This is a genomic window from Kluyvera sp. Awk 3 (assembly GCF_028069715.1).
Taxonomy (GTDB): Bacteria; Pseudomonadota; Gammaproteobacteria; order Enterobacterales; family Enterobacteriaceae; genus Kluyvera; species Kluyvera georgiana_A.
In genome coordinates this window covers 1-383 of record NZ_JANEWH010000341.1, presented here as the reverse complement: position 1 = coordinate 383, position 383 = coordinate 1, and the positions used below count along the sequence as shown (strand labels likewise).

Sequence of the window (383 nt, the reverse complement as noted above, 5' to 3'; positions counted from 1 at the left end):
GGTCGAACATTACGTTGATATCCCAGATCGCGCCTTTTTCGCTCTTAAAGGCCTTGGTGAGCTGGAATTCGCCGCCGTTGCCTTCGTTACCCAGACGACCGATCGCCGAGGCGCCGTTATAAGAGCCATCCACGCCGACGTATTTCTGATCGCCCGCCTGGAAATGCGCGCCGTAGCGGGCGTAGCCGCTGAACTTCAGGCCGAACGGTACCGCCATATCCGGCGTCGCTGCTGCGGTCTGTGGGTTGGTCTCCAGATCCACCTTCTTCGCGGCGGCGGCGTCCATTTTGGCCTGACGATCCGCCAGTGCTTTATCGACGGCTTTGGCCACAATGGCGTCGATTTGTTCCTGAGTAAATTCTTGTGCCATTACAGAGGAAAGA

General features: G+C 57.7%; 1 protein-coding gene. It reads right to left on the bottom strand.

Annotation, left to right across the window (positions count from 1 at the left end):
* Positions 1 to 370, bottom strand: a 370-nt coding sequence (locus NNN71_RS25345) for a carbohydrate porin (protein WP_271459621.1), incomplete at its 3' end; no start/stop codon positions are given.
* Between the last annotated feature and the right edge of the window lie 13 nt (positions 371 to 383).